Raw genomic sequence first — 20848 nt, 5'->3', positions numbered from 1 at the left:
AAGGGCGGATGAACCACGGCGAACAGTGCGGCGCTGCCCAGCGCCGAGAACGGCAGGTTCAGCGACCGGCGCAACCCGCCGAAGATCAGGCCGCGGAATATGAACTCCTCGAATACCGGCGCGGCGCACACCATCAGCAGGCCGACAAGAACGCGCGCTTGCAGCGGCAAAGGATGTGCCGAGGCGCTGTGCGGCGCGAAATCATAATGGTTGGCGAACCACAGGTAGATGAGCCCCACACCCGCGCAAAGCAGGCCAACCCCGGCGCCCACGAGAAGCGAGCGCGTGACGTCGGGGCCGAGTATGCGGGGTACGGCGCGCGTTTGCAGCGCCCGGAACGTGCCTTGCGCGAGGGCGTAGGTGAGGGCGCCGGCGCAGACGTATGCCAGCGTGACGCGGGAGAGCGCGTCGCCGTGCATCTCGTGCCGGAGCCACGCGCCGGCAATGATCTGCAATACGAAGAAAAGCGTGGCCGCAATCAGGCCGTCCGACAATGCGACGCCCGATGGCGGTGCCGCCGTGGGGTCCAGCAGATACGGCAACCGGTCTCCTGCCTTTTGCCAAAGCGCGAAAGCGAGTGCGCCGCAGAGCAGGACGATCGGCGTTTCCACCCGCCAGTCGTCGGTGAACAGGGCGTAGGTATAGATGCCCGCGAGCAGCAGGAACTGGTAGGTGTAGAGGCTTCTCGACCACGTACTGCGCACGCCCGCCAGCACGCCGATCGACACTCCCATCACCGAGTAGATGGCAAGACCGAGCGTGGCGAGAGCAAAGCCACCGGTAAATCGCCACGGCGCTACGCGGGAAAGCGCGAGGCACACGGCACACAGCAGCACCGGATAGCACAGGGAAAGCACGAAATAGAAGCGCACTTTTTCCCGCAGGATACGCATGATGGGGTGCGGGAAGGTATAGAGCAGCCAGAGCGAACCCTGCTCCGTCGTCAAGGCTTGCAGTGCGGACTGAGCCAGAACGTACGCCCCCACCCCGAACGCCACCGAAGCGAGCGCCGCGGGCTTCTGCGCCAGGATGCCCGCAAGCTGGCCGTTGAAGAAGAACTGCCCGCCTATTGCGACGAGCGGAACGCCGAAGAACTGCACGAGCAGGCGCCGGTCGCGCAACAGCAAGGTCAGCTCGCGCCAGACAACCGGGGAAAGCTGCAAGCCGTTGCCGCCGCGCGCGGGTGTTGTGCGGGTGCCGCGCGTCACGCGGCCGCTTTCCCGGGCACCGTGCGCGACGAGCCCGTTACGTAGCTGAAAGCGCAGGAACACGACGCTCAGCAAGACGATCAGCAAGGTTTCCAGCAGCAACAGCGCATAGAGACCGCATGCATTTGCCGCAGCGGGGGCGCAGAGAATCTGGATCGCTACCCCGGGCGGCGTCCAGATAACCCAGTCCGGTGTGTAATCGGCAAAGACGAGCGAATAGTGCTCGCCGACGGGCGTATTCAGATAAAACACGAAGAAGAACGCCGGCGCGAGCACGATGCTCAGGACTGCCTGGAGATTGCGCACAGCATTCGGTGCGAGGACGATATGCAGCCCCATGTCGAGCACGGTCCAGATCGAAGACACCGTTAGCAGCAAAGGCAGCACCACGGCAATCGCGCCGACCAGCGTCAACCAGCCGGCGCCGGCATGCCATGCAACAATCGCTGCGGGCGTGGCGAGGGCCGCCCATGCGACAGGATTGACGATGCCGCGCTCGACAATGCGCGAGCCCAGCAGCGTGGCCCGCGACATGGGCAGCGTCGAAATCCACTCGAAGTCCCACCCGGGCCCGGAACGCATCGAAAGGGTGACGGGGTAGAGCACGCTGATCAACGAGAGCACGGCGGTCAGCATGGCGAGGCCGCGCAGCATGTCGTCGCCGAACACGCTCGCCTGCATACGGGCGACGACCTCGTGCGCGAGAGGGGGCGCAATCCCCTCGCATTCGCCGTGGGTATGGCAGTACAAGGCAAGCACGAAGTGACGGATGCAGTTGCCGAGGGAGAAAAGCGAAATCGCGAGGAGGAATAGGACTGCGATCGACGCGAACGTGGCCCGCGCGAGCGTGTTCTGCGGTTGGCGGACCTTGCCTGCGAGGGCTTGTCCGCGGCCGCGGAAGGCCTGGGCGTACAGGTTCCGCAGCCGGCGCAGCCGCAGGCCGGCCAGCAGGCGCGTCGCGCGAATCTGTTCGCGGTAAGGCGTCATCGCGAAGCCTCGCCCTGCGGGATGTCGGTCGTAATGCTCAGGAAGACCTCTTCGAGCGAACCGCCGAGCGCGGTGGCCGCGCGGATTTCGTCGAGTGTGCCCGTGGCGGCCAGCTTGCCGTGATGGACGATTGCCACGCGGCTGCACAGGCGCTCGGCAATATCCAGAAGATGGGTGGACATGAAGATGGTCATGCCGCGTGCGGCGCATTCGACGAGCCGGTCGTTGACGTCGCGCGCCGCCCGCGGGTCGAGGCCGTTGATCGGTTCGTCGAGAATCAGCACGCGGGGTTCGTGGATCAGCGCGCACGCGAGCCCGAGCTTCTTTTTCATGCCCATCGAATAATTCACGGCAAATTCGTCGCGAGCCTGGTCGAGGCCGAATTCGGCGAGCAACTGCTCGGTGCGGGATTTGGCTCGCGCGCGCGAAAGGCCGTGCATTTCGGCGACGAACTGGAGGATTTCATGGCCCCGCAGGTAATCGTAGAAGATGGGGTTGTCGGGCAGATAGCCGATGCGCCGTTTCACTTCGACGTCGTCGCCCCGGCAATCGAGCCCGTCGATGCGCACCGTGCCGCTCGTGGGCACGAGCTGCCCGATCATCATGAGGATCGTGGTGGTCTTGCCTGCGCCGTTGGGGCCGAGAAAGCCGAACAGTTCGCCGCGCGCGACGCGAAGATCGAGCGGGTGGAGCGCCTCGACTTCGCCATACCGCCTGGATAACCCCGTAAATTCGATCATTGCCGAAAGATGTTCTTTTGTTATTGAAGGAGGTCCCGCGCCGCGCAGCTTAACCCAATTGAAACGGTTTTTAAATGGAAGCGATTTTCGGGTTATTCGCTGCTGGTCCATTCCACCTGCGCGCCCACCGAGCGCAGATTCTCGACGAAACGCGGATGCGCGCGGCGGATCGGCACGGCATTCATGATCTCGGAGCGCCCCTCGATGCTGGCGGCCACCATCAGCAGCGCAATCGCCACACGGATGATGTACGGGCTTTCCACGCGCGCCGGCGCGAGCGGCAGGCCGCCGAACGTGACGAGCCGGTGCGGATCGGAAAGGAACACGTGCGCGCCGAACTTCGACAGTTCGCTCGTCCAGCCCATCGCGCCGTCGTAGACCTTGTTCCAGAACATTGCACTGCCTTCGGCCTTCACGCCGAGCGCCACGAAGATGGGCAGCAGATCGACCGGCAAATAAGGCCAGGGCGCCGCTTCCACCTTGGTGAGAATGTTTTGCGTGAAGGGGCGGCGCACCCGCAGCGGACCGTCGCTCACCGCACGCGACCAGCCGTCGCGATGCACGACGTTTACGCCGAACTTCGCGAAGGTCCGGTCGATCAGCGGGAACTGCTCCGGCGCGGAATTTCGCACCACGATGTCGCCGCCCGTGACGGCCCCGAGCGCGAGGAAGGTCGCGATCTCATGAAAATCTTCGCTGAAGCGGAACTCGGCGCCACCGAGCTTTTCTCCGCCGGTCACGGCGAGCCGCGACGTGCCGATGCCTTCGATGCGAACGCCGAGCAGGGCGAGAAAGCGGCAGAACTCCTGCACGTGCGGTTCGGATGCGGCGTTGACGAGCGTCGAGGTGCCGGGCGCCGCGGCGGCGCACAGCGCGAAGTTCTCGGTGGTTGTGACCGACGCGTAGTCGAGCCAGTGATCGTTCGCGGCCATGCGGCCGTCCTTGCCGCCGTCGTTGCGCACGATGAGCGAGTCGTCGGTGCGCGTGACGCGCGCGCCGAAGCGCTCGAACACCTCGACGTGCGGATCGATTTCGCGCACGCCGAGCGTGCAGCCCTTCACGTCGTTTTCCAGCCGCGCCACCCCGAAGCGCGCGAGCAGCGGCGGCACCAGCATGATGGACGAGCGCATTTCCACGGGCAGCTTGTGCACGGCGGGATCGAACGCGGTGGCGTGGTGATGCAGGTCGAGAACGCCGGTCGTGAAATCCACCGCGACATCGCTGCCCAGCATGCGGAAGATTTCGAGGATTTTCTTGACGTCGGTAATCTCCGGCACGCCGATCAGACGCACCGGCTGATCGGTGAGCAGTGTGGCGCAGAGAATGGGCAGAACGGCGTTCTTGTTGGCGGACGGCGTGATTTCGCCGCGTAGCGGGAGGCCGCCGTGGACGATCAGATTAGACATGGTGTTCGGAAGTGGTGGCGAAACGAGGACGTGAGGCCGATATCATGCCATTGCCGGTGGGTTTCGCGCTGAGCGTTCGAAAGATTCGTTCGCGTATTCGCCGCGCGCATTTATTTCAACTGGCTTTCTGGAAAAAAGCTTTTAAATCTTTTCGCCATTCCATTCGCATGGCGCATTTTTGCGCCATATCGTAAAGGGTTCAATGAAGTCTATAATCGGCTACCCAGTGATCCTGGACCTCTCAAAGCCCCTGCGCCAACCCATACAAGGTGGAACGATGCAGCGAAGCACGACACGAGAACCGCGTAGATCGGCACTCGCCTCGATGGACCGCCTCGTCTTCTGGGTGCCGGCCGTCTTGCGTCAGCCTGTAGCCGACGCAGACCGGCGCAAGTCGAAATGGTTTCCCTTGCTGCGCGTTCTCATTTCGCTTCTGCCGCTTTCCACGAGAATCCTGATCCGGCTGCATAGTTCCCAGGCCGCCTGTTCCGGCCAGCCCCACGATCCGATCCCCGCATCAACTCCGGCCCGCGTTTCATGCGCAGCGCCTGGTCGTGGCATTTCTGGCTGAGGTTTCCCGGCTAACGAATCTAATGTCCGTTAATCGATTCAGCCGGTTCAGCCGATTTCGCACCGCACGACGCATCCCATAAGCAAAACCACAAGGAGCCAACCCGTACATGAAATCGCCCAATCTACAGTCCGTCTCCCGCACCGAACCCGCTGCGTCGTCGCGGCCCGCCAAAGGGATCAAGCGTATCTTCGTGGGGCCGCAGGGCATTCGCGCAGGGTGGCGCATCGCACTGTTCTGGCTGATCTTCGTCGCGCTGTTCGCGGGGGCGGGGTTCGTCCTGAAGGGCGTACTTCACGTCAACGTGTCCGGGATGAAGACGATTCCGCCTTCGTTCCTGCTCGTGGCGGAGGCCGTGCAACTCACGGCCATTGCGGTAGCGACCACCGCAGTGGCGTTGATCGAGCGCCGCTCGCCGCTCTCATACGGGCTGCAGGGCCGTGCCCGTGGGGCGCGGTTTGCGGGCGGCGTCGTCACCGGCGTGGTCGGCATTTCCGTGCTGGTCGGCGTGCTGTGGTCGCTGGGCTACGTCCAGTTGCAAGCGGGCGGGATCCCGATGGCCGAAGCGGTGAAGTACGGCGTGCTGTGGGCCATCGCGTTTCTTGCCGTGGGTTTCTTCGAAGAGATGATGCTGCGCGGCTATTTTCTGTACGCGCTTGCGCGACGCATCGGCTTCTGGTGGGCCACGCTGCTGACTTCGGCCATCTTCGGCGCCATCCACGGCATCAACCATGGCGAGACGGTGATCGGGCTGCTTCAGGCAGCGGCCTTCGGTCTGATCGCTTGCCTGAGCATCTGGTACACGGGGTCGCTCTGGTGGGCAATCGGCTGCCACTTCGGCTGGGACTGGGCACAGTCCTTCGTCTATGGCGTGCGCAACAGCGGCCTGCAGATCGAGGGCGCGCTTCTCTCCGCGCATCCGGTCGGCAACATCTGGTTGAGCGGCGGCAATACCGGGCCGGAGGGGAGTGTTTTCGCGTTGCTCATGACCGCGGTAATCGCGCTGCTGATGTTGCTCTGGTGGCGGCGCGGCGGCAGCGCGTTCGCTCGCGTCGAGGCGAACTGAACTGAACGCTAGTCGGCCTTCGCTTCGCCGGACGGCACATCGGGCACGTCGGGCACCGCGCGCGCCATGCCGTCGTGCGGGCCGAGTGGCCGCTTCGGCCAGTCGGTCCAGCGATCCTTGCGCGTCGCTTCGTGGGCTTCGTTCATGGGATAGCGAATGCGGTTCTCGCTCTTGGGCGTTTCGCCGATCACGAGCAGCCGCACTTCTCCGGTCGTATTGTTCAGAAAGCTGTGGCAAATGCCGGTGCCGGCCGGAAACGCCACCGCGTCGCCGGGGCGCAGCCGGTGCAGGTGCCCGTCGATCCAGGCATCCGGCGTGCCTTCGAGCACGTATACGAATTCCTCTTCCGCGCTTTCCGCATGCGGATACGAGGTGCGGCGCCCGGGCGCCAGCCGTTCGTGATGAATGCCGATGCGGGTGAGGCCCAGGGCGCGCGCAAGCGGCGCACCCAGTGCCATCAATTCGGTGTCGCCGGTATAGTGCGACGGCTCCGGGTTTTCGAGTTCGGTCCAGTGGCGGATGAATGCCGGGCGTTCCATGATCGATGTCTTCCCCAAGTGCAGGAGTGCCATGTAATCATGCGCACGGGGGGCTTGTCCAGCGCTTCGGGGCAAGCGCGCATCGCAGAGTGCATCAACTGTCCGCGGCATCCTCGGCCACTGCCGATTCCTTCGCGGGCCGGCGCACGGCGCGCACCTTGCCGCTGTCTCCGCCGCCGCAATAGAAGCGGTCTGCGCCGTCCGATTCGAGCCCGGAAACGCCGGCGCCCGGCGGCATCTCGATGGCTTCCAGCACGTCGCCCGTGTGCGGGTCGATGTGGCGCAGCTCGCTCTCGTGGTTTTCCCACGTGCCGTGCCAGAGTTCGCCGTCGACCCAGGTCACGCCCGTGACGAAGCGATTCGACGAGAGGCTGCGCAGAACCTTGCCCGTTTGCGGGTCGACCTCGTGGATCTTGCGATCCGGATAGCAGCCCACCCACAGGCTGCCTTCGGCCCAGGCGAGCCCGGAGTTGCCGCCGCCCCCGGGCGCGGGAATCGTGGTGACGATGCGCCCTGTGGCGGGATCGATCTTGTGGATGTGCGCGCCGTCGATCTGGTAGAGGTGCTGGCCGTCGAAGGCCGTGCCCGCATGCGAAGGCACGTCGATCGAGCGCACCGCTTCGCCGCTTGCGGGATCGAAGGCGTTCACCTTGTCGCCGGAGGCGAACCAGACGCGCTGGCCGTCATAAGTGACGCCGTGCACGTTGGCAGCGCCCGCGAAGGGGCCGTATTCACGGACGATTTCAGCACGTGTGCGTTTCATGGTGCGGTCCTAACCGTTGAGGAGCAGGGCGGGGAGCAAAAACGGTGTCGTGAAGGCGGCGGTGGGCGCGAGTGTCCAGCGGCGCGCGCGGCCGCGCCCGAGCGCCACGATCTTGCCGCTGCAGGCGAGCGCATCGAGCCCGCGTTGCACGGTGCGCTGACTTGCGCCCAGCGCGAGGGCAAGCGAGGAACTCGACCAGGCTTCGCCATCGGCGAGCAGCGCGAGGAGGGCCATGTGCGCGTCCTCGGCCGGGCGCGCGAGCACGACCACCTCGCGTGCGGCGTGGGGTGCGAGCGCGAAGCCCCGTGCTGTGGCGTGCAGGGCCGCGAGTGGGCGCAGCGTGGCGCGCAGCCGGCCTATCTCCACGCGCAGGCGCGCGCGGTGCGAATCGTCGGGATGCTTGGTGCGAAAGGCGCGTTCGATGAGCGCTTCGCGCGGGGTGTCGGCGGGCCACGCTTCGGCGAGTGCGCGGGCCAGCGTGAACAGCACCGGGCGGCGCGCGAGCGCCACCACGGTGCCGCTTTCGCGCACCGCGTAGCGGCAGGCATCGACGACGAAGGCTTGGGACAAGAGCAATGTCTCGATCTCGTCGATTACGAGCGGGCGTTCGGCGCCGCGCGAGATCAGGCGGCCTGCGGGGGTATCGAGTGTCTTCGCCACTGCGGCGACTTCGGCGGCGAGCGTCGGTATGGCGGCCGCGCGCGCGGCCTGGGTGGCGCGGGCGAGGGCCGTGCGCGCCGGCTTCGCTTCGAGGCGCCGCAGCGCGATGCCCGCTGTCGCGAGTTCGCGAATGGCATGCAAGGCGGCCGGCAGGCGGTCCGCATGCGGCGCGGCATGGCATTCGGCGAGCCGGTCTTCGGCTTCGTCCAGTTGCCCGACCAGCAGCAGGCGCCGTATTTCCACCAGCCGCGCATGAGCGGCGTTGACGAAGTCGCCGTGCGCTTCGAGCGCGGCGCGCGCGGCGGCGAGCGCGTGCGGCTGCCAGCCGAGATCGCGGGCGGCCAGCGCGATTTCGGCCTCGGCCAGCACGCAGCGCGCGCGGGCGAGCGGCGCACGCGGGCCGAACGCCCGCGCCGCGCTGCGCATGAGCGCGCTCGCGCGTTCGAAGTCGCCGATCTGCGCCATGGCGATGCCGCGCAGCGCGAGCGCCGCGGCGTCGTCGCGCAGCGCCACCCGGTTCAGCGCGCCGAGCGGATCACCGGCTGCGAGGGCGCGTGCTGCTTCCGCGATCCTTGAGTCCATGGAAATCCCGCCACACTTGTCACTCCCGCCTGTTCACGGTCCAGACCTAATCTAGCACACGAGTGCCGGCCGTCCCGAGACACAGCGAACGGCCGCACCACCGGGCAAAACCACGGTACAAACCACAGGAGCGAATCATGGGTACGGAACACACGGAGCAGCACGCCAAGGGAACGCGCGAAGCATGGCTGGCGGCGCGCCTCGAACTGCTGGCGGCGGAAAAGGCGCTCACGCGCCAGAGCGACGAAGTCGCGCGGCAACGCCAGGCACTGCCCTGGGTGCGGGTGGACAAACGCTACGCATTCGATACCGAGCAGGGCCGCGCCACGCTCGCGGACCTGTTTCAGGGGCGTTCGCAATTGCTGGTCTATCACTTCATGTTCGGACCCGACTACAAGGCGGGATGTCCGTCGTGTTCGTCGATTGCGGATGGCTTCAACGGCGTCGTCACACACCTCGCGCATCACGACGTGACGCTGATGGCCGTTTCCCGCGCGCCGCTTGCGAAGCTTCTGGCCTACCGGCAGCGCATGGGCTGGACGTTTCCGTGGGCCTCCTCGTTCGACGGCGATTTCAATTACGACTTCAACGTCTCGTTCACCGAGGCGCAGCAGCGCGACGACACCGTCGAATACAACTACATGCGCGGCGGCCATGCGATGGACGCCACGCCCGCGCCGGCGCCCCTGGTCGAGTTCGCCGCGAACTGCGGCACCGACGCGCGGACCTATGCCCGCGACCGGCCCGGCCTCAGTGCCTTCGTGCTGGAAGACGGCACGGCGTATCACACGTATTCGACCTACGCGCGCGGCGTCGATGCCGTCTGGGGCATGTACGCGTGGCTCGATCGCGCGCCGCTGGGCCGCAACGAATCGGGGGTGTGGTGGCACCGGCACGACGAGTACGAGGCGCGCTGAGGTGCATGATGTCTGCCACCGCCGCGCGGCTGCACAAGCGCCATGGGTCCGGCAGCCGGACCTGGATCCTGTTCGCAGCGTTGCTCTTTTGCGCTGCCACGACGCTCACGATCGTCCTCTGCGCGTCGATGTCGTCGAAGGGCGGCATGCCCATGCCGGGCGGCTGGACGATGTCGATGGCCTGGGCGCGCATGTGCGGGCAGACGTGGAGCGGCGCGGCTGCAGTTTTCGCCGGCATGTGGACGGCCATGACGGTGGCGATGATGCTGCCCGTGCTGCTGCCGGTGTTGTGGCGCTGGCAGGCGGTGCTGGAGGAGGCGCACCGCTCGCGCTTCGTCGTGCTGATGGGTGCGGGCTATTTCGCCGTGTGGATTGCCGCGGGCATGGCCATGTATCCGCTGGGTGCCGGCGTGGCCGCACTGCTCGTGCAGCTTCCGCCGCTCGCGCGTGCCGCGCCGCTGGCAAGCGGGCTGATCGTTGCGCTGGCTGGCGGTTTCCAGCTTTCCTCCGCGAAGGCGCGCTACCTGGCCTGTTGCCGGGCGATGCCTCGGTGCCGGGAGGCTGCGCCGTGCGCCCGGTTCGCGCCGCTGCGCCACGGCATGCACCTTGGCCTGCATTGCTGCGGCTGCTGCGCGGGCCTCACGGCGATGCTGCTCGCCGTCGGCGTCATGAACGGATGGGCGATGATGTTTACTGCAACGGCCATCGCCGCCGAGCGGTTCGCACGGGACGGCAACCAGGCGGCCCGGATTGTCGGCGTGCTGCTACTCGTCATCGGGGGCACGCTGATCGCGCGGGCCTTGTGGGTCCCGGCGTAAACGTCGCCGCGTCAAGCGTCCCAGTTGCCGTTCTGCAAAACGATGCGATAGCCGTCGAAATCTTCGAACGTGCGGCCCGAGACGTCCCACCAGGGATTGAACGACGCCACGCGCACGAAGCCTTCCGTTTCGAATTTCGCGCACAACGCTTGCCACTTTTGCACGTCCGGCTCGTAGAGCACCACGAGATCGTCCACCGTGGGCGAAGGCTTCACGGGATGCGTATGGCAATACGTGAACTCGAAATGCCAGGCCATGCCGGCCTGGCCGAGCATCACGCCGTCGAAGCCTTGATGGCCTTCGAAGCGGGCGAGCACGTCGAGGTCGAGCGCGGTTTTGTAGAGGCGTTCGGCGCGGGCGAGGTCGGAGACGGGGCGGGCAATGCGCAAGGCGAGTTCGGGTCGCATGGTGGCCTTGGGGCGAGAGAAAGGCGTGGAGGCTGTCGCAGTTCAGCCGCGGTTCAGTTGCGCGTTAGTCGGTAGCGAGGCGCGAGTAAAGCTCGAAGTCGCCCGGCGTGCCGCGCACCATGCGGTACGCGCGCAACAGGCCTTCGCGGCTGAAGCGGCAGCGCTGCAGCACGCGGGCCGAGGGCAGGTTGGTCGTCAGCACGGTGCCCTGGATGCGCACGAAACCATAGTGGTCGAAGGCCCGCCCGGTAACGGCGTTGCATAGTGCGCCGGCGATGCCCTTGCCCCAATGCGAGGGCGCGATATCGTAGGCGATCTCCGCCGTGCGGTTGATCTCGGAGACGGTGTGAAAGCCAATCGTGCCGATCAGCGCGCCCGTGCTGTCTTCGATCGCCGCGAGGCGGCGGATCGACTGCGGCGCGGCCGATTCGAAGCCGTCGAACATGGGCAGCAGATCGTCGCGCGTGTGCAGGTTCCAGCTCGTGTGGCGAACGACCTCGGGAATCGAAAGATACGCGTACCACGCGTCGAGATCGGTGCGCTCCAGTTGCCGGAGCGACACGCCGTGATAGCCGGACGGCGGCGCGGAGTCGATACGCATGCAGATGCCCTCGATGGCCAGGTACGGGACATTCTAGCCAGATGCGCCCGCGCGGCGGGCGAAGCCCCTGCCAAGCCACGGGCTTACCCGCAAGCCGGACCACGCGCCTCAGGCATCGAATCCGGTTTGTGCCTTGAGCGCCGCCTCGCGCTCGATCAGGTCCAGCATCGCAAGCAGGCGCTGCCGCTGGCTCGTCGCGAGGTCGTAGGTTTGCGCGAGCGCGCGCAGGCGCTGCTTCCAGTATTCGTGATCGATGCCCCGGCGCGCGAGGACGGCATCGGCGTGCGTCCAGTACTGAACGAGGCGCTCCATGTGCTCGAGCTGGGCGTCGGCCAGCCGGGCCGGCAGCAACCCGGTGGCTGCGAGGTCGGGTGTCGTGTTCGTGCGGCTCATGTCGATCTCTGTCCGTTCGTTCGGATCGGCCCGAACGAGGCTTTGCCACGGGCGGGTACACCCGTGGCATGCCTTGCGCGCCCTTTCGTCGATTGCGCCAGTGCGCAATCGCGGCGGCCCTCGGAAAGCTTGCGGAGCGCGCGTGTTTTTGTAGTTGGAACGATAGCCCGATTCGGCGCGGGCGCTTGACCGTGCGTCTCAGTTTGCGTTGCCGGAGACCCCCTGCGGCAAAAAAGACACGGAAATGCGCCGCGCTCGCCAAAAACGCCGGATCAAAAGCCTAAACCATGGCGCATATTGGTCGTTATAGGAGGTATCGATTCCCGTCGAGCAACTTGTGAGCCAGCAGAACACCCTGTCCGCGCGCCTGCGTACCCTTATCGACACCGTCCAGCAGAACGAGCGGGCCCTCCAGCGTTTCCAGCAGATCGAAGTCCGCCTCATCAGCGCCGACGACTTCGCGTCGTTCCTGGATGCGCTCGTTTCCGATCTCGCCCGCGCCTTCGAGCTTTCGGTCGTGACGTTGTGGCTCGACGAGCGCGCCCCGCACGTGGGCGAACTGCTCCACGCCGAACCGGGCCTCGCGCCCGACGCCCGCCACCTGCGCGGCGGACGCGCCGAGGCGCTGGGGAGCGATCTGCCCTGGCCGCCGCGCACGCGGCCCGTGCCCTGGCTCGGCCGGCCCGCCGAGCTCGCGCCGCCGCTGCGGGCAGCGTTTTTCGACCCCGCCGACGAACCGCAAAGCGTTGCCGTACTCCCGATCGAAGGCGGCGAGGGCGTGTGCGGCTATCTGTGCATGGGCAGCGCCGACCCGGGCCGCTTCGCGGCCGGCATGGCGACGGACCTGCTGCAGCGCTTCGCGATCTTCGTGAGCGCGGGGCTCGTGAACGTCGCGCACCGTGAGCGGCTGCGGCAGGAGGGCGTGACCGATCCGCTCACGGGGCTGCCGAACCGCCGCTATTTCGATGCGCGGCTGCACGAGGAAGTCCAGCGCGCCGCGCGCATCGGTGCGCCTTCGGCGTGCCTTTTCATCGACATCGATTCGTTCAAGCACATCAACGATACCTTCGGGCATGCCGTAGGCGACCGGGCGCTTGTTGCCGTGGGTGCCTGCATCCGGCGCTCGGTGCGCCTCGGCGAAACGGTGGCGCGCTACGGCGGCGAGGAATTCGTCGCCCTCGTGCAGGGCGATGCGCAGCAGGCCCTGGTCGTGGCCGAACGCGTGCGCGCCGCCGTGGAAGCGCTCACGGTGCTCGACGATGAGGCCGAGCCCCTGAAGCTCACGGTTTCCATCGGCGTGGCGGCCAAGGTGATGAAGCTGGACGGACCGCCCGCCTGCGACGTGGCAAGCGCGCTGATCGATGCCGCCGACGCGGCGATGTACCGCGCCAAGCGGGCGGGCCGCAATCGCGTGGAGTGCGAAGCGGCGACGCAAGGCTGAAAAGCCTGACGCGGCGCTACGCGAGGTGCTTGTAGTAGAACGTCGTGCCGCACAACGCTCCGTCGGGCATCAACGCATACATCGGGACCGAGCCCACGCGCTGCCAGCCGGCGCGCTGGTACAGCCGTTCGGCGTCGCCTCCCGTAACCGTGTCCAGCACCAGCACCGTCTTGCCAGCCTCGCGCGCGGCTGCGTCCGCCGCGGCCATGAGACGCTGGGCCACACCCTGGCGGCGTGCGCGGCGGCTGACCAGCATCTTCGCGATGTCCGCGCGGTGCGGCTGGTTTTCGGGCTGCGCGGTCACGATCTGGACCGTGCCCACAATGTGCTCTTCGGCGTCTTCCGCCACGAGCAGGATACGCTCGCCACGCGCCACACCGCGTGCGACGCCATGCCAGAAGTCGAGCGCCGTGTCCCGCGAAATTGGCAGCATGAAGCTCACGGAAGCGCCGCCCTCCACGCAATCGATCAGCACGTCGGCGAGTGCGGGGGCGCGCGACGCGGCTTCTTCGCCGTTCAATTTTTTAATCGTTAGCATTGCATATCGATTGGTCATCGGGTGTTCCTTGCCGGCATGCCGTCGATACGGCAGAGCGCCACGAGATAACGCGCGGGTTTGCGAGTGGGATTGCGGTAGACGATGGGGCAATCCAGTTTCATCGCGAGGCAGTCGCCCGCTTCGAGGCGCCATTTCTGCTCGCCCACCGTCATTTCCATCGCGCCTTCGATAATCCAGACCTGCTGATGAATTTCGGCGTCGCGCAGACTCGTGTCATAGGCCACGCGCTTGCCGGGCGGGAAGCGGACCTCGACGAGCTGAATGGGCGACCACGCGGGCGGCGACAGGTTGCGCCGGACGTAGCCGGACTCCGGATCGGTCCAGATGGGCTGCTCGCGCGCCGCGGCATGCGGCGACGGTTCGCTTTCCGCCGTGCCTTCGTTCGCCTCGAACAGCGAAGCGAGCGAGACGCCCAGCGCGGTGGCGAGCTTGTCGAGCACGACGGCCGTGGGACTGCTTTGCCCGCGCTCGATGAGCGAGATGTTCGACCGGCTCACCTGGCTGCGCTCGGCAAGCGCCTCCAGCGACCAGCCTTGAGCATCGCGAATCTCGCGAATGCGGCGCGCGATCGTGACGTGGATATCCATGAGATCCAGAATAATGGATTAGTTTGTCTAGTAAACTAGATGAACGAAAATGCGGTGTCAATGCTTCGTGGGCGAAGTGACTGGTGACTTCTGTGGTGTCTGTTCAGCCAGATCCAGGGGGGAGATTTTCCCCGCAGGATATGGAGCGAGCGGCTTGATTTTCCTCAGACTCGATTGTGATAGGCCGAAATTCGACGCCCGATATAGGCGATGAGGCACGCGACGAATTCTCGTCATTCTGGGCAACGTGGTGATCACCAGGGCCAAATCTATCGTGTTGGTGAGAACTACTCTCCGGATTGAAGAAAAGACCTGTATGCGTAAACCAAGCCAGCGGTTCCCGCAACTGGTGCTCTGCAACGATGTTGGGTGTCCAGGGAGCGCCTGAGTTTCAAATTCGTTTCCGGTGGGAGCTGCAGGCCTTGACGGTTTGGGATAAACGTACCCTCCAGCACCGCGCGATGCGTGATTACGGTCGAACTCGTCGGATCGTGCTTAGGGTCACCGTTGAATGATGCTTGGCGGCGGGACCATGCATTCCATTGAGCGCACCTTTGCCCTGCATTGAGGCCGCAAGCCAAACACTTAGTGTGGACGTGGCACGTATTTTTCCGGACGGGAAGATTTCAGGTTTCCTTTGCATAGTCCATTCTCGCGCGGGGGACCGTGCTTATAGACCCGGCCGCGAGAATGCCTGCTGCTACGCACAGCGCGATGAAATACCAGCCGTACGTATAGTCCTTGTGGCCCGAAGCATCGGTGGTCACGAGCGCGGCAAAGATTTTGGCCGAAAAAGCTGCGACGAAGTAGCCGGCGCCATTCACGAAGCCCATCGCCTTGCCATACACCTCGGGTGAAAAGATTTCCGCGGGAAGTGCGAGAAACGGGCCCCAGGCCATGTTTCCGAAGAAGCCCATGCCGCAGAGCGCCACTGCAAGAAGCACCTGATTTGCATGGTGCAGGGTCCCGAGCAGTACGACGAACGGTGCGAGCCCGATAAAGCAGACAAGAATCATGATCTTGCGGTTGCCGCGGAAGACCTGGTCCGACAGGTACGAGGACAGAAAGCTGCCGACCGCTCCGGCGGCGAAATACAATCCGCTCCACCAGCCCATCGTCTGCAGCCTGAAGCCGAAGCTATCCGACAGATACAGTGGAATCCAGGTGAGCGCACCATACAGCGTGATTTGCATCACGATATCGACGAATATTACCGCGACGTAGCTTTGGTTGCGGAACAAATCCAGGAAACTCACCTTGCCGTTCTTGAGGATCGTTTCCCGGACAGCCGCGTACTGGCCTTTCTTTACCGTCCCGGCCGTGATCTCGTCGCGATACGCGTACTCCAGATCGTCATCAGTGACGTGACGGTACTGCTCTGGGCGATCGAACACGACGAGCACGATCATGACGAGCGGGATTACGCCAAGTGCTCCAGTCACAAAAAACACCACGCGCCAGCTATGGGCTTGCGCAGCGAACTGCGTCGCGAGCACGCTCGCCCATGCGGGTGTGAGTATCCAGGCCCACGCCAAAACACTTTGCGCCCGCGCCCGTGACTCCTTGTTGAACCAGCGCATCAGGATACGCGCCGATGGCACGTATTCCGTGCCGACCAGCATGCCGAACAGCGCCATTCGCCACAGGTACTGCTCGCGCGTCTGGATCAAACCCATATACATCGTCATGAGCGACCATGCTATGACCGAAAAGACGAGTATCCGCTTCCCGCCGAAACGGTCGGTCAGCAGACCCGACAGGTATTGCGAGGGTCCATAGAACAGGAGCATGAGAAACGCGCCCGTGCCAATGTCGGACGTGCTCAGGGCGAGGTCGTGGGCGATGGCCGGGTTGAGCACGCTACTCTTCACGCGATCCAGATACTGGATGCTGTAAGCGATGAACAGCACGATGGCGATGATCCAGCGGTACGGCGTTCTTTTTGCCACGGACGTCTCCTGATGCATGTTTTAGAAATTCACGATACATTGATATGTCAGTAACATGTTGACAGGATACCTATGGCATATTTAAAGTGTCAACCACGATGCAGTTCAAGCTGGAGGGACATATGGGCGTAGATCGAAACGCGGCTGTTGTGGATGGCCGCCCTCTCGAAACTATCGAGACGGATGTATTCGTGGCGGGTGGAGGCGCGGCAGGGCTGGCTGTGGCCGTGACCGCGGCGCGCCGCGGCTGTCGCGTCGTGCTTGCGGAGCGCTACGGGTTTTGCGGGGGTGGAGCAGTCGCCGGGTTGTCGGGCACGGTGTGCGGACTTTATGAGGCGACTGAAGCGGGGACGTCACCGGTCCAGGTGGTGCATGGCTTCGTCGACGAATTCTTGGGCGCGATGCGCGAACGCGGTGGGCTAGGTGAGCCGGTCAAATACGGCAAGACATGGACATTGGTGCACGAACCGTTGGTGTGGCGCGAGGTGGGGGATGCTTTCCTGCGCGAGGCGGGCGTGACGACTCTCTACCACTCGACGGTGACCGACATCCTGCTCGACGGGGATGTGGTGGCGGGCGCCCAGCTCTACACAAAGCAGGGCAAGGTCAGGGTGCGTGCAAAGGTCACCATCGATGCGAGCGGCGACGCCGATCTTGTTTCGATGGCGGGGTGGCCGACGACGATGGGTGATAACGGCAAGGTACAGAATCCGACGATGATCTTCCGTCTGGGTGGCGTTGATGTAGACCGCTTTCGCGCGGCCTACGGCCTCGATACGATCATGCCGCCCGAGGTATCGGCCCGCATCGCCGAAGCGAATGGGCATGGTTATCACTTGCCGCGTGGAAAAATCTGGCTCTTTCCCACGACGCGGCCCGGCGAGCTGTTATGCAACTGTACCCGAATCACGGGTGCGGACGGGCGGGAACTTAACGCCGTCATCCATCGCGACTTCACCGACGCCGAGTTCGAAGGTCGTGCCCAGGTACGCGAATACTCGCGTTTTTTCCGGGATACGCTCGCGGGCTGTGAGGGCAGTTGGGTCATCGACACTGGCGTGCAGGTTGGCGTGCGCCAGACGCGTCAGGTCGCCGGCGTCAAGACACTGCGAAATGCGGACATCCTTGCGGGCGCAAAGTTCGCCGACGGTATCGCCCGTTCGCCATGGCCGATCGAGCTTCATTCCGGCAGCCGGCCACGCGTCGAATGGCTGCTCAACGACTTTTACGAAGTGCCGTTCGGCTGCTTTGTGCCGGCGCAGGGCGAAAGCCTGCTGGTGGCAGGCCGTTGCCTGTCAGCTGAGCACGAGGCGGTGGCCTCTGCCCGTGTGACCGCGCAGTGCTTTTCGTATGGTCACGCGATCGGTCATGCGGCGGCACTCTCCTGCCAGGAGCACATTCCAGTTCGCGCAATTCGCGGCGAAGACATTCGCCTCCTGCTCGATCGCGATGGCGCGCAACTCAACTGACAGTGGCGAGCACTAACCGTGGATGAAAGGAAGCTTCGCAGCAGTTTCACACCCGGCACGACAGGTTGGGCCGTACGCCGCTCGCAATGGCGCGAGATGGCATTGTCCGAAGAGAATTTCAAAAAACCGAGGCTAGTGCAACTGCTTTCGAGGTGCCTTGCTGGGTGAGCGTTAGCCACCGCGGTGGCGAGATGGTTCCGGTACGTACATTCAGAGCGATTCGAAAATCTCATCGAGACTGCGCGGCTGCATGCAGCAATTGCGGAAGCGATCGCCGCATGAGATCGGGATGAAGCAAGACCGTGGCTGGATTACCTGATCGACAACGTCGAAGCGTTTACACGAGCAACATTGGATTGTAAGCGAGCGCCTTTGATGAGGTCTCGCAGCGACACAGTCGAGTTCGTTTCTGCTGGGTCTGCACCTGCTTCACAGAGTCATATCTGGAAGGCAGCGAACGCGTCGTCATCGATGACAAGTAGCAGCCGATGACCACGGGTAAACGAGCAAGTATCTTCGGTTGACCCACATGTGTTGCAACCATTATCTTTCTGACATATCAGACGTCGACAATATGTGTGGTAAAGGCCGGACAAAGAACCGCTGAAGGCTTGAGCGTCGACGTCCTCGTTGCAGGCGGTACGGGCATCTCGTACAGGCACGCGATCGGCCATGCGGCGGCATTAGTAGTGAAAGAACGGAACGAGTCGCGCCGAATCACCGGCGCGACGATACGCGACACGTTGGCCGCAGATGGCGCCCAACTGTCTTGATTGAGGAGTCAGTGAATGAAGATCGAAAATGTGGGTCACGTCCGGCATCTGGTGTTGGACCGGCCTGAGCGTCGCAACGCGCTCGGCGCCGAGTCTATACAGCAGCTCGCGCGCGAGCTCGAAGTGGCGGACCGCGATCCGGCCGCCCGTGCAATCGTCCTGTCGGGCGCGCCGCCTGCCTTTTGCGCGGGCAGCGACCTGAAAGAGCTGGGTGGGCTGTCGATCGAAGAGATGTGCGATCACGAACGCGATACCGCGCAGGTCGGCCGATACATCGCGGGCATGAGCAAGCCGGTGATTGCGGCCGTCGAAGGATATGCGCTTGGCGGCGGCTTCATTCTCGCGACGTCGTGCGACATCGTGGTGACTGCCTCGAACGCCCGTTGGCATCTGCCCGAGGTCGTGAATGGCTGGTTGCCCCCCTGGGGGCTGCAGGCGCTGCTCGCTCGCGTCGGCGCGGTGCGCGCACGATTGCTCGTATGGGGCGACTCTCCCATTGATGGCAAGGAGGCACACCGGCTCGGCGTTGCGGACTTCGTCGCGGAACCGGGCAACGCTGACCACAGTGCTCTCGCGCTGGCCGGCCGGCTTTCCGGGCTGCCGCCCGAAGCGGTCGCCTCGTGCAAGCGCTTTTTCGAGCCATTCGTCAGCCTCGACGGCGAACGGCTTGATCGCCTGGCCTCGACGCACTTTGCGGAAAATTGCACTACGCCAGCTGCCCAGCAAACCCTGGCCAAATTCACGGTGAAACGATGAGCAAGATCATTTCCGCAGCTCAAGCCGTCGCGTCGATCAGCGACGGACAAACGGTCGCGTCGGTGGGCGTAATCGGCTGGGTAGTGCCAGACGCGACGCTTGCCGCGCTCGGCAAGCGGTTCGCCGATACCGGTTCGCCACGCAATCTGACGTTCTATTTTCCATGCGGTACAGGCGATGCAGTCGGTATCAAGGGCATGGATCATGTTGCGAAAGAAGGGCTGATGAAGCGCATCGTGTCCGGCTCGTACATTAACCCGGTCGATCCGCGTACCGGCCAGCGTCCCGCACTGATGCAACTGATTCAGAACAATCAGATCGAGGCGTACTCGTGGCCGATTGGTGCCTCGATGCACTGGCTGCGCGAGGTGGCGCGCAAGAGCCCTGGCTACGTGACGCGCGTTGGCGTTGGCACCTATGCGGACCCCGATCAGGGCGGCGGCAAGTTTACCGCGCGCTGCAGCGACGACCTGATACAGAAGATCCGTCTCGGTGGCGAGGACTACCTGTTCTACCCGACTTGGCCGCTTGATGTCGCAATCATCCGCGCGAGCAGCGCCGACGAATTCGGCAATCTGTCGTTCGAGGACGAACCGCTGGTGTCCGCAGGCCTCGCGCTCGCACTCGCCGCGAAGGCGAGCGGCGGCACGGTGATCGCGCAGGTCCGGCGCATCGTGCCGCGCGGCCAACGCAGCGCACCGGAGGTGCGGCTGCCTGGAATGTTCGTCGACTCGGTCGTCGTCGATCCAGAGATGATGATGACGACCGACACACCTTACGACCGCAACTATCTCGTGCCGGGCAGCAACACGGACGCGTTTCCGGTGATTCCGTTCGGTCCGGATAAGGTGATCGCGCGGCGCGCCGCGCGAGAGGTGCGAAAGCGCGAGCTGAGCATTTTCGGCTTCGGCGCGGCGGCCGACGTGCCGCTTGTGATGGCTGAACAGGGGCTGGTCGATCTGCGCACCGGTTCCGACGATTACTGGTTCACGACGGAGCACGGCTCCTATGGCGGCATCGTGATGAACGGTTGGCAGTTCTCCGCCAATCTGTATCCGCAGTCGCTGATCGATGGCCTTCAGCAGTTCGACGTGATCGACGGCGGCTTGTGTCGCTTCGCCGCGCTCGCATTCGCCGAATACGATGCGCACGGCAGTGTCAACGTCAGCAAGTTCGGCAAGGCAAACCCCGGTGCAGGCGGGTTCACCGATATTGCAGCGAACGCTGAACGGCTCGTGTTTACCGGGACGTTCACGACTGGCGGGCTGGAGGCGGCTTACGACGGTGGACGGATGCGCATCGTTCGCGAAGGCAAGGTGAGCAAGTTTGTACGGAACGCGCAGAGCATCACGTACTCGGTCGCCCAAGGCGTCGCGCGAGGTCAGAGCGCGCTGCTCGTGACTGAGCGGGCGGTGTTCGAGGTAGCGCCGGAAGGTCTCGTATTGACCGAGGTGGCGCCCGGCATCGACGTCGCTCGCGACGTACTCGGACAGATGGCGTTCGCGCCGCACCGCATTCTCGATCCGCTGCCGCTGATGGATGCGGCGCTCTTCGATCCCGCTCCGCATGTCAGCCGGCCTGGCGGCGAGGTGTCGGACGAAGAACCCGCGTTCGCGTCGGCTGGACGCTGATCCTCTGCGCGCGGTGGCGCGCGAA

At 64.6% G+C, this 20848-nt stretch carries 19 protein-coding genes; 7 read left to right on the top strand and 12 right to left on the bottom strand.

Translation table 11 applies throughout. The features are described 5' to 3' along the window. The 3 genes from BFE01S_RS40095 to BFE01S_RS25125 all read right to left on the bottom strand — a co-directional run. Positions 1-2195: CPBP family intramembrane glutamic endopeptidase (locus tag BFE01S_RS40095; protein ID WP_052420977.1), on the bottom strand; the 2195-nt coding region annotated here is incomplete at its 3' end. After that, a complete protein-coding gene (locus BFE01S_RS25130) occupies positions 2192-2935 on the bottom strand; it encodes an ABC transporter ATP-binding protein (RefSeq protein ID WP_028227881.1) in 744 nt (247 codons plus the stop codon). The genes BFE01S_RS40095 and BFE01S_RS25130, both read right to left, overlap by 4 nt. A 92-nt stretch (positions 2936-3027) precedes the next feature. Then, on the bottom strand, positions 3028-4341 hold the full coding sequence (locus tag BFE01S_RS25125) for a UDP-N-acetylglucosamine 1-carboxyvinyltransferase (RefSeq protein WP_028227880.1): 1314 nt from the start codon (positions 4339-4341) through the stop codon (positions 3028-3030). A gap of 680 nt (positions 4342-5021) precedes the next feature. Between BFE01S_RS25125 and BFE01S_RS25120 the strand changes: the two genes are divergently transcribed. Continuing rightward, on the top strand, positions 5022-5978 hold the full coding sequence (locus BFE01S_RS25120) for a CPBP family intramembrane glutamic endopeptidase (RefSeq protein ID WP_028227879.1): 957 nt from the start codon (positions 5022-5024) through the stop codon (positions 5976-5978). Between the two features lie 8 nt (positions 5979-5986). Here BFE01S_RS25120 and BFE01S_RS25115 read toward each other — a convergent pair whose 3' ends face one another. From BFE01S_RS25115 to BFE01S_RS25105, 3 genes are all read right to left on the bottom strand, one after another. Further along, entirely contained in the window at positions 5987-6517 is a 531-nt protein-coding gene (locus tag BFE01S_RS25115; RefSeq protein ID WP_028227878.1) for a cupin domain-containing protein, read from the bottom strand. Between the two features lie 94 nt (positions 6518-6611). Further along, positions 6612-7280 carry a Vgb family protein gene (locus BFE01S_RS25110; RefSeq protein WP_028227877.1) on the bottom strand — a complete coding sequence of 223 codons (669 nt, stop codon included), beginning with the start codon at positions 7278-7280 and terminating at the stop codon, positions 6612-6614. Between the two features lie 9 nt (positions 7281-7289). Next, the gene (locus tag BFE01S_RS25105; RefSeq protein ID WP_028227876.1) at positions 7290-8522 is read right to left on the bottom strand and encodes a hypothetical protein; all 1233 of its coding nucleotides are present in this window, start codon (positions 8520-8522) and stop codon (positions 7290-7292) included. 137 nt (positions 8523-8659) lie between these two features. On the opposite strand from BFE01S_RS25105, the gene BFE01S_RS25100 reads away from it, so the two are divergent. Next, positions 8660-9439, top strand: coding sequence for a DUF899 domain-containing protein (locus BFE01S_RS25100; protein ID WP_028227875.1), 780 nt, complete (start codon positions 8660-8662; stop codon positions 9437-9439). Positions 9440-9444: 5 nt separating this feature from the next. Then, a complete protein-coding gene (locus tag BFE01S_RS40090; RefSeq protein ID WP_245621190.1) occupies positions 9445-10257 on the top strand; it encodes a DUF2182 domain-containing protein in 813 nt (270 codons plus the stop codon). Positions 10258-10268: 11 nt separating this feature from the next. On the opposite strand, the gene BFE01S_RS25090 is transcribed toward BFE01S_RS40090, so the two are convergent. The 3 genes from BFE01S_RS25090 to BFE01S_RS25080 all read right to left on the bottom strand — a co-directional run bounded on the left by BFE01S_RS25090 (position 10269) and on the right by BFE01S_RS25080 (position 11658). Continuing rightward, a complete protein-coding gene (locus BFE01S_RS25090; protein WP_028227874.1) occupies positions 10269-10664 on the bottom strand; it encodes a VOC family protein in 396 nt (131 codons plus the stop codon). Between the two features lie 64 nt (positions 10665-10728). Next, the gene (locus BFE01S_RS25085; protein WP_028227873.1) at positions 10729-11265 is read right to left on the bottom strand and encodes a GNAT family N-acetyltransferase; all 537 of its coding nucleotides are present in this window, start codon (positions 11263-11265) and stop codon (positions 10729-10731) included. Positions 11266-11373: 108 nt separating this feature from the next. Next, a complete protein-coding gene (locus tag BFE01S_RS25080; protein WP_042338458.1) occupies positions 11374-11658 on the bottom strand; it encodes a hypothetical protein in 285 nt (94 codons plus the stop codon). Between the two features lie 337 nt (positions 11659-11995). Here BFE01S_RS25080 and BFE01S_RS25075 point away from each other — a divergent pair, with 337 nt between their 5' ends. Continuing rightward, positions 11996-13099 (top strand): GGDEF domain-containing protein, encoded by a 1104-nt coding sequence (locus BFE01S_RS25075; RefSeq protein ID WP_028227871.1) that lies wholly within the window; start codon positions 11996-11998, stop codon positions 13097-13099. A 16-nt stretch (positions 13100-13115) separates the two neighbouring features. On the opposite strand, the gene BFE01S_RS25070 is transcribed toward BFE01S_RS25075, so the two are convergent. From BFE01S_RS25070 to BFE01S_RS40080, 3 genes are all read right to left on the bottom strand, one after another. Further along, positions 13116-13637, bottom strand: coding sequence for a GNAT family N-acetyltransferase (locus tag BFE01S_RS25070; RefSeq protein ID WP_245621189.1), 522 nt, complete (start codon positions 13635-13637; stop codon positions 13116-13118). Between the two features lie 14 nt (positions 13638-13651). Next, a complete protein-coding gene (locus tag BFE01S_RS40085; RefSeq protein WP_042338454.1) occupies positions 13652-14245 on the bottom strand; it encodes a helix-turn-helix domain-containing protein in 594 nt (197 codons plus the stop codon). Between the two features lie 626 nt (positions 14246-14871). Continuing rightward, positions 14872-16194: an MFS transporter gene (locus tag BFE01S_RS40080; protein ID WP_245621188.1), complete on the bottom strand. Its 1323-nt coding sequence runs from the start codon at positions 16192-16194 to the stop codon at positions 14872-14874. Between the two features lie 98 nt (positions 16195-16292). Between BFE01S_RS40080 and BFE01S_RS25055 the strand changes: the two genes are divergently transcribed. From BFE01S_RS25055 to BFE01S_RS40075, 3 genes are all read left to right on the top strand, one after another. Beyond that, a complete protein-coding gene (locus tag BFE01S_RS25055; RefSeq protein WP_245621187.1) occupies positions 16293-17663 on the top strand; it encodes an FAD-dependent oxidoreductase in 1371 nt (456 codons plus the stop codon). Positions 17664-18451: 788 nt separating this feature from the next. Then, positions 18452-19192, top strand: a complete 741-nt coding sequence (locus tag BFE01S_RS25050) for an enoyl-CoA hydratase/isomerase family protein (RefSeq protein ID WP_028227868.1) — start codon at positions 18452-18454, stop codon at positions 19190-19192. Continuing rightward, on the top strand, positions 19138-20823 hold the full coding sequence (locus tag BFE01S_RS40075; RefSeq protein ID WP_245621186.1) for an acyl CoA:acetate/3-ketoacid CoA transferase: 1686 nt from the start codon (positions 19138-19140) through the stop codon (positions 20821-20823). Before BFE01S_RS25050 ends, BFE01S_RS40075 begins: the two co-directional genes overlap by 55 nt. Positions 20824-20848: the final 25 nt, after the last annotated feature.

This window comes from Paraburkholderia ferrariae NBRC 106233, assembly GCF_000685035.1.
GTDB lineage: Bacteria > Pseudomonadota > Gammaproteobacteria > Burkholderiales > Burkholderiaceae > Paraburkholderia > Paraburkholderia ferrariae.
This window is presented reverse-complemented; position numbering and strand designations above follow the sequence as displayed.

Excerpts from the sequence above, each read along its gene's own strand:
- BFE01S_RS25130 (WP_028227881.1), bottom strand. The coding sequence starts at position 2,935 with ATGATCGAATTTACGGGGTTATCCAGGCGGTATGGCGAAGTCGAGGCG.
- BFE01S_RS25125 (WP_028227880.1), bottom strand. The coding sequence starts at position 4,341 with ATGTCTAATCTGATCGTCCACGGCGGCCTCCCGCTACGCGGCGAAATC.
- BFE01S_RS25120 (WP_028227879.1), top strand. The coding sequence starts at position 5,022 with ATGAAATCGCCCAATCTACAGTCCGTCTCCCGCACCGAACCCGCTGCG.
- BFE01S_RS25115 (WP_028227878.1), bottom strand. The coding sequence starts at position 6,517 with ATGGAACGCCCGGCATTCATCCGCCACTGGACCGAACTCGAAAACCCG.
- BFE01S_RS25110 (WP_028227877.1), bottom strand. The coding sequence starts at position 7,280 with ATGAAACGCACACGTGCTGAAATCGTCCGTGAATACGGCCCCTTCGCG.
- BFE01S_RS25105 (WP_028227876.1), bottom strand. The coding sequence starts at position 8,522 with ATGGACTCAAGGATCGCGGAAGCAGCACGCGCCCTCGCAGCCGGTGAT.
- BFE01S_RS25100 (WP_028227875.1), top strand. The coding sequence starts at position 8,660 with ATGGGTACGGAACACACGGAGCAGCACGCCAAGGGAACGCGCGAAGCA.
- BFE01S_RS40090 (WP_245621190.1), top strand. The coding sequence starts at position 9,445 with ATGATGTCTGCCACCGCCGCGCGGCTGCACAAGCGCCATGGGTCCGGC.
- BFE01S_RS25090 (WP_028227874.1), bottom strand. The coding sequence starts at position 10,664 with ATGCGACCCGAACTCGCCTTGCGCATTGCCCGCCCCGTCTCCGACCTC.
- BFE01S_RS25085 (WP_028227873.1), bottom strand. The coding sequence starts at position 11,265 with ATGCGTATCGACTCCGCGCCGCCGTCCGGCTATCACGGCGTGTCGCTC.
- BFE01S_RS25080 (WP_042338458.1), bottom strand. The coding sequence starts at position 11,658 with ATGAGCCGCACGAACACGACACCCGACCTCGCAGCCACCGGGTTGCTG.
- BFE01S_RS25070 (WP_245621189.1), bottom strand. The coding sequence starts at position 13,637 with ATGCTAACGATTAAAAAATTGAACGGCGAAGAAGCCGCGTCGCGCGCC.
- BFE01S_RS40085 (WP_042338454.1), bottom strand. The coding sequence starts at position 14,245 with ATGGATATCCACGTCACGATCGCGCGCCGCATTCGCGAGATTCGCGAT.
- BFE01S_RS25055 (WP_245621187.1), top strand. The coding sequence starts at position 16,293 with ATGCAGTTCAAGCTGGAGGGACATATGGGCGTAGATCGAAACGCGGCT.
- BFE01S_RS25050 (WP_028227868.1), top strand. The coding sequence starts at position 18,452 with ATGAAGATCGAAAATGTGGGTCACGTCCGGCATCTGGTGTTGGACCGG.